The sequence below is a fragment of the Massilibacteroides sp. genome (assembly GCF_028705895.1).
Taxonomy (GTDB): Bacteria; Bacteroidota; Bacteroidia; order Bacteroidales; family Tannerellaceae; genus Massilibacteroides.
Genome location: NZ_JAQWCQ010000093.1, coordinates 1 through 7,126 on the forward strand (window position 1 = coordinate 1; position 7,126 = coordinate 7,126).

6 protein-coding genes, 1 tRNA gene and 1 pseudogene are annotated in these 7,126 nt (G+C 34.0%); 3 read left to right on the forward strand and 5 right to left on the reverse strand.

What is annotated here, in order from left to right; translation table 11 throughout:
• Positions 1–44: 44 nt before the first annotated feature.
• Positions 45–126 (forward strand) — tRNA-Leu (locus tag PHT93_RS14780).
• Positions 127–681: 555 nt separating this feature from the next.
• Here PHT93_RS14780 and PHT93_RS14785 read toward each other — a convergent pair.
• From PHT93_RS14785 to PHT93_RS14805, 5 genes and pseudogenes are all read right to left on the reverse strand, one after another.
• A pseudogene (locus PHT93_RS14785) lies at positions 682–830 on the reverse strand (cysteine peptidase family C39 domain-containing protein); the annotation flags it as partial.
• A 7-nt stretch (positions 831–837) separates the two neighbouring features.
• A complete protein-coding gene (locus tag PHT93_RS14790) occupies positions 838–2,079 on the reverse strand; it encodes a 6-bladed beta-propeller (RefSeq protein WP_300244472.1) in 1,242 nt (413 codons plus the stop codon).
• A gap of 56 nt (positions 2,080–2,135) precedes the next feature.
• Positions 2,136–2,345, reverse strand: coding sequence for an rSAM-modified peptide (locus tag PHT93_RS14795; protein ID WP_300244475.1), 210 nt, complete (start codon positions 2,343–2,345; stop codon positions 2,136–2,138).
• Between the two features lie 49 nt (positions 2,346–2,394).
• Positions 2,395–3,894, reverse strand: a complete 1,500-nt coding sequence (locus PHT93_RS14800) for a vitamin K epoxide reductase family protein (RefSeq protein ID WP_300244477.1) — start codon at positions 3,892–3,894, stop codon at positions 2,395–2,397.
• Between the two features lie 220 nt (positions 3,895–4,114).
• Positions 4,115–4,297: a hypothetical protein gene (locus tag PHT93_RS14805; protein ID WP_300244479.1), complete on the reverse strand. Its 183-nt coding sequence runs from the start codon at positions 4,295–4,297 to the stop codon at positions 4,115–4,117.
• 222 nt (positions 4,298–4,519) lie between these two features.
• Between PHT93_RS14805 and PHT93_RS14810 the strand changes: the two genes are divergently transcribed.
• Complete coding sequence (locus PHT93_RS14810; protein ID WP_300244481.1) at positions 4,520–5,890, forward strand: HAMP domain-containing sensor histidine kinase; 1,371 nt, start codon at positions 4,520–4,522, stop codon at positions 5,888–5,890.
• 23 nt (positions 5,891–5,913) lie between these two features.
• A complete protein-coding gene (locus PHT93_RS14815; protein ID WP_300244483.1) occupies positions 5,914–6,603 on the forward strand; it encodes a response regulator transcription factor in 690 nt (229 codons plus the stop codon).
• The last annotated feature ends 523 nt before the right edge of the window (positions 6,604–7,126 follow it).

The window sequence follows — 7,126 nt, forward strand, 5'->3', positions numbered from 1 at the left end:
TTGCATTTGAATAAAAAAACTCTACCTTTGCACCGCAATCAGCAGCGGCTGTGGTGTAATTGGTAGCCACGCCAGACTTAGGATCTGGTGCTTCACGGCGTGGGGGTTCGAGTCCCTTCAGCCGCACTGCTCGAAAGAGCAAAATTTTACAAATCTCTGAAAATCAAACGGTTTTCAGAGATTTTTTTATTCCCTGAAACATAGGGAAAAGCAGAATAATGGGGTCAGGCAAAATATCCGTTGTTTTGATAATAATCCATCGCGATACGTTTATACTCTAAACTGGCAGGTTTAGAGACTACGGAGAGCAGAGGCATCTAACAAATCAATCCCGTTCATGTTGTTGATTTATAATATATTAAAGTCATCTTGATTTCCCCTATTTTATTTTGACAAATAGCTACTTTTTTTATCCTTTTCATTAATAAAATGCGGCAAAACAGCTCTGTTGGGGTTGATGACAATTTGTCGGAAAATGACAAAGTTCGCTATTCTTTTGTTTTTTTCTTTCACCTTCTTATATTCGCTGTACACAATCTGTTCTAACGTATAGAGGTAACTTCATTAAATACGACATAATACAAGTGTAATAACAACCGGGGTTTCGGACTGACCCAGAATAATGCGGTTTCCCGCAATAAAATTGTGACTTATTAATGACCTGTTTGGTGAAAACAAAAACAGGGATACCCCTTCACGGGTAATAAACGACCGCTCACGAAGAGATTGCAAAGTGTAGCTGCGCCCGTAATGCTTCGCAATCATGCGAAGACAGGTAGGCCCACAATCCATAGCGTCAATTGGCGGTAGTGAGGGAAGGGTTTAATCATAAAAGATCTATTTAACAATGATAACCACGGGATTGTCTTCTTCCGAGCAGGTTTGGACAAACTCTAAAAATGATTTATCCGGATTATCCAGTTTCTGAGTTAACTCTATAAATTTATATGACTGATAATAATCTATCATACTCCCATCGGATGAAATATATTGAGGCCAAAAAGGAATGCCGTTGTCCAAATCATTTTTTAGTCCGGGAATACCAGGAATTGCTTGTAACAGGTAGCGTAACTCACTTTTTTTCTTGTCATAGATACCGAATATATTATTGGATAGAACGCTATGCATTTGTTGGTTAAACCACACTTCTGTTTTATAAGGTTCTGGAGATGCTCTTTTTGTAAAGAATTCATAAAAGGCATATTGTTTATTCTCAGGAATAAGTGCACTCGCTAATTCAATTACATCCGGATTTTCAGTTCCGGGGGTAAAACTATGGGTACTTCTATGTTTTCCAAAAGAAAATACGGCGTCTGCTTGAAAGTTCTTTTTTACTGGATTGTAGAGGTAGATTGTGTCTGTTATTCCACGATAAAAACGAATATCCGCTACGTCACGCGAGAAGTGTCCCGTTTGCTTGAATGAATCCCATACTTTGATTGAATGGTGCTGCTTGGGATCGTCAAAACTATTCAAAGACGCCAATATTTGCTTATTCCGATCAAATATAACTATCGCATGTTTCTGTTTTTCGGTATGGGCTCTTATTCCTGCCGCAAATAAGTTTTTATCTAAAAGTACAACATTATAACTAACAGTTTCTGTACTATCAATTATAGGTTTCTCAACTCTAGATAAAAAAACGCCTTCAAAGTTAAACTCATTAACAATAGGTCCATAACATAATAAAACTCTTTTTTCTTTAGGGTTTATATCAACAGAAGATAGATAGGGTAATTCTCCAGGGCCTTGACCATACTTTCCAATATTAAAAAGATACTTCCCGTTATTGGCGTCAAAAACCTTTAAAAACGCATCCTGATCCCAAACAAAAAACTTATTATCTTCAATAAATAGTTGTTTTATCCCCTCAGTAACAAGCGATTTTTCGGTTGTTTCAAGCTTCACATAATGAATTTGGGAAGAATAGGAACTCAATGATTCAATATGAAAGTTTTCTAATGACTTTTCAATTTCAATTATACTAACCCTTTCCTGTACTTTTGGGTTATTGTTATTACAACTAATAGAAAAAAACACAAGACAAACTCCACTCAAAAAAATATTCAAACGATTCATAATTCTAATATTACAAATCTCTTGGAAGAAAGAATTAATCTTCCAAGAGATTTGAGTTAATTACATTTTTCAGCTTCTGCACAATTACAACACCACCAGCCATTTTCTCCTGCCATAAATTCTGCCCCTGCTGCACTTCCATGTTCAAGACAAGTCCCTCCTGGCTTTTTATAGTCAGTGGTGTAAACACATTTCATACTTCCTCCTCTAAGGTTTGACAATTCTTCTTTACTTAGTTTTTTCCCAAAATCCATACTTGTTTTCATGTTTATTATGTATTAAATGACCCCTGAAAATAGCCCATTATTTCGGGGATTATAATGGTATTAATTTTGATTCTATTATATCATCTATGCTATAATAATCCGGAAGAAAAACACCATTAACTAAAATTGTTGGCGTTCCTTTCGGATTTATCCTTTTTACAAAAGATTTATGTTTAAGATATTCCTTATTAATCTCGTCGGTATATAAATCATACTTGTTTTTCTCATGTAGGCTTGCCTTATCTTCTGTTTGGAACCACAGATCAATTAATCTATTGTCATTTTTCAATGCGGCAGCTATTAAAAAACGCGCATCTATTTCGCGTTCATTATGATTTACTGCAAAAACGTATTGAATACAAATACGATCAAATTGTTTTTCAACTCTCTTAAGTCTCTTATGTAAAGCAGCACAAGCCTTGCAACGAGGATTCGTAATTATTGTTACGACAAAAGATGAATTTTGATTTCCTTTATATACAGAAGATTCAAAATTAGACTGAAGCACCTTAGGTTGTCTCTCCATCAATACAGAAAAAACATCTTTATCTGATTTAAGATAAGAAAGTTCTTTTTCAAGATTGTTCTTTTCAAAAAACCAGTTTATTGGATATTTTGAAAGATATATAAAAGCAAACAGAACAGCATAAGTAAGAAAAACAAAACAAATTAACTGAAACTCGATCTCTGAATAAACAGATTCAAAACCGATTAATCCAAGAATAAAATTGAAAACAAACACCGATTGTACTAATAAACAGAGTGCACACCACTTTCCAACTTTCTGCTGATACCAAATACTCCAACAAGTATAAAGCAGAGCAAAAGAATTAATAAAGAGTATTGAAGGAATAGATATAGGATAACTAATTATTAATAGAACATTAGAGACAAAATAGGTTAACCCAATTACACTCCAACTTATAACCCCAAAAAGTTTTCCTTGTTCTGAGTTTGTTATCTCTCCACAACTGCTTTTTTGATTAATTAATTTACATATTTTATTTGCTTTTTCCCTGGTATTTTCAAATAATTCTAAAAACAGCAAGAAACTTATATATACACCCAAAAGATTACTAAGCAAGAAGAGATAAAATGACCATGTTTTGTTTTCAATGGAGACGAAATATAATATTAGAAAAGTAAGAGTTAATGCCGTAAGAAACAATAGACATGCATCAATCAAAATGGTTTTTAATTTATTCGTTAGATAATCAGATTCCGTTGACTGATTATTACTCTCAAAGAGTAAAATATAGCCATCCCAAATAGAAATAAAAAAATCTTTAGACATTATTTCTTTTTTTCCTTGTCTCAAATAAGTTACAATATCATTCTCACAACTTAATACAAGAACATTCTCTGTCTCTGTTCCTGCAATAAATGGAGTAGGTATTCTATTAATCTTTTCTTTCTCTTCTATTTGATAAGAGTCTGTTTCAATATTATATTTATCTAACATTTCAGAAACACCAAATAGCGTTGAATTGCGAGGGTTTGTGTCAAATAACTCTCTTGCATATGTCTCTGTATATTTAACTTTCTCCAATTTTAAAACTGAAGGCAGTATTCGTGATCTTTTTGAATATAAAAAATCAGACAGTATCATAGGTTTTGTTTTAGACGTTATTATGAGGATTTTGAGTCAATTATTATCAAGCTATTCCCTCTTTTATGATAAAGAAAAGGCAAAAAGAGGATAATTTATTATGGATTTGTCAACTAAATCTCTTGTTCTGTTAAAATAGAGAATACTCTGTTGTTTGAGTTTAAACTATCCTTTCAGGGGGTGAATTACGTTCACCGTTTTTACCTATTTTTATTCTATAAGGTATCCCTTCAATATAAACGATTATATATTCTTCGTCATCCTGACTACCTCCTTTAAGAGTTGATAAATCATTGTTTGTGATCAATGCAAGATTGGAGTATTTTCTTTTTTGATTTTTCATTGTAGCTTTACTTTTATAAATAAGATTTTCTTTTTTTCAAAGAAATATATCTTTTCACTAATAGCCCCTAACCAATATCTAATATTTATCTAACCAACCTGAACGAAATTCAGCACCTCAATCTAATCATTTGATTAGGTTGAGAACTTAATTTATAGCCAAAGAAAATCAGGCTTTTATATAAATAAAGTATATTTGTGAAACAATCATTTATCTCTTCAAATGAAAAAGCATTTAGCCATATTATCTTTTGGGGTACTGCTGTTGCTTGTTGTGTCGCAGATAGTCTGGATAATGCAGGTCGCTGAGCGTGATAAAAGCCGTTTTAAAGAAGAACTGGGTATTTCTTTGAATGAGATCGTCAAACATCAGGCAACAAAACAAACATATAAGATTTATGGAGAAAAAGCGGGTAATTTACAATTGAGCCTAGAACAAATTAATCCCGACTCTATTCCTTCTAATACGAAATCGTACGGAAGTTTAGAGAATACGTCTTATAATAAAGATAAGTCTCTTTCAAAATTTTTAGAAGCGGCCATGACCGAGCTGCTTTTTGAGAAAGATTCTCTGGATTTAAAAGCGATAGATTCCCTTCTTCTGAATAATTTCCCTCATTATAAAGAAGTCTCTACTTACGGTCTGAAGATGCAAAATAAGAGTCAGACTACTGACTCACTATATTATGGAAAAAATGCTTTCCGACAGTTATCCGACACTACCACTGGTGTTTATCTATCAATTCCATTAGGGACAAGTGGAACTTACCGTTTTGTTTCGCATTTCGTATTTAAACCTTCTTCTATGACGCGAAACCTGATGTTTCCAGTATGGTTGTCGGGGATAGCGGTAATAGCCGTAGGTATGATCCTTTTTTTACTGTTTGCTCGGTTGCAACAACAAAGACAACGTCTGCAACGACAGGAAATACGGGTAAGAGGAATCGTACATGATTTAAAATCCCCTCTGTCATACCTCTATACGATGCTGGGGATATTTGAATCGGGAGAAACAAACAGCGTAAAAAAGGAACAACTGCTGGTGGCTAAAAGCAGGACAAAACGCTTGACCGGCAATATAGAACGAATGCTGTCTGAAGTTAAACTGTCCGAAGATAAAGCAATCCTGCAATACAATTCATACAATCTCAGATCTCATTCCTTGGAAATAGTGAAAGAACTTCAGGAAGTATATAAAGATAAAACTATTACTTTTGAATTAGGAATAGATTCGGACGCAAACATACTCTATGTAGATCCTTTTTACTTTGACAGTTGTATATACAATTTATTAGAGAATGCTATAAAGTACTCAGGATACAAGCCGGTTATTTGCGTTTCTGCAAAACGGATAAAAGATAAAATAGAAATCTCAATTGCTGATAACGGATCGGGAATTTTGGTAAAAGACAGAAAGAAGGTCTTTGAACCGTTCTATCGTTCGGAAACTCATTCTTCGGAAAAAGGCTATGGTCTTGGACTTTCCGTTGTTCGGAGAACCGTCCAAAATCACAAAGGAAGAATCGTATTAGAATCCACTTTTGGAAAAGGATCCGTTTTTACAATAATGCTTCCCTATAAAAATAAGAAATAACCGGACAAGATAATTAAGAGAAAATGAAAGATAAGATAAAAGTTTTATTTGTTGATGATGATACGGATTTAGGCAATCTGATTAGTTCGGCATTTACCTCATTAGGATACGAGATGCATTTTCAGAACTCATTATACGGAATAGATCAGGTGATCAACGAATTCTCTCCTTCTATAATAGTATTGGATGTAGAAATAGGACAAGATAACGGTATCAAAAAAGCGCGTGAAATCATTGCTGAACATCCGACAATTCCTGTTTTATTTGTATCCTCTCACACCGACATATCTAATATCTCAGAGGGTATCTCTGCCGGTGGACTTAATTATATCCGTAAACCTTTCGATCTAAAGGAATTGGAAACCTATATTGTTCGTTTTGCTAAAAAAGAAGTTGATGCGGACGATCCAATTACCTCATTCGGATTATATGCTCTGAATCAGCTATCGAATGAGTTATATTACAAAAACAACTTGTTGAAATCACTCAGTCCTTTAGAAAAAAATGCCTTGTCGCTATTCTTGAAGCATAAAAACAACGTGGTTTCCCAGGAGTTATTGATCAATACGCTATGGGGAAAACAAGATGCAAAGACATTAGAGGCAAGTATTCACAACTTAATATCGAAATTACGAAAAAATCTTAACAAAGACAAACAGATAGCTATCATAACCATTAAGAACAAAGGCTATTTGATAGAGGTGAGGGAGTAATAGCGGAAAAACAAAGAATGGAAAAAAGAGGAAAGGTAAGTGGAAATTGATAAAAAGCCGCTATCTTTCCTCTATAATCGATTTTCTTGTTGTTGTCTCTATGTCCTTTTCTTTCAATTCCTGTAGAAATATTGGTACAAGGATTGGTCTCATCAGTGAAGATAAGATGAAAAGATTAAAAATACTTACTTTCCTCTGCAAGCTCTTGGCTTAGACTTGTTTTCTAAAATCGGCAATAGTTTCTAATCAGTTTGCAAAATCGGGATACTCTTTCACCACAAAGATATGGACCTGAACAATTGCCGAATAAATTATGCCCTATATGGTTCTTTATATGTCAACACATTCCATATAATGACCAATAATTTTCTGGCAATATAGATAATCCGGATCATCCCCACCCATCCATCCGGATTAAACATCCAGTATAACAGTCTTCAAAAAGGGATAAAAAGTCTGCCATTCCGGCAGATATGCACCCAAAAGAAGGCTAAAAAAGGTATTTTCAAGCAAACCAAGTCTG

Excerpts from the sequence above, each read along its gene's own strand:
- PHT93_RS14815 (WP_300244483.1), top strand. The coding sequence starts at position 5,914 with ATGAAAGATAAGATAAAAGTTTTATTTGTTGATGATGATACGGATTTA.
- PHT93_RS14790 (WP_300244472.1), bottom strand. The coding sequence starts at position 2,079 with ATGAATCGTTTGAATATTTTTTTGAGTGGAGTTTGTCTTGTGTTTTTT.
- PHT93_RS14805 (WP_300244479.1), bottom strand. The coding sequence starts at position 4,297 with ATGAAAAATCAAAAAAGAAAATACTCCAATCTTGCATTGATCACAAAC.
- PHT93_RS14795 (WP_300244475.1), bottom strand. The coding sequence starts at position 2,345 with ATGAAAACAAGTATGGATTTTGGGAAAAAACTAAGTAAAGAAGAATTG.
- PHT93_RS14810 (WP_300244481.1), top strand. The coding sequence starts at position 4,520 with ATGAAAAAGCATTTAGCCATATTATCTTTTGGGGTACTGCTGTTGCTT.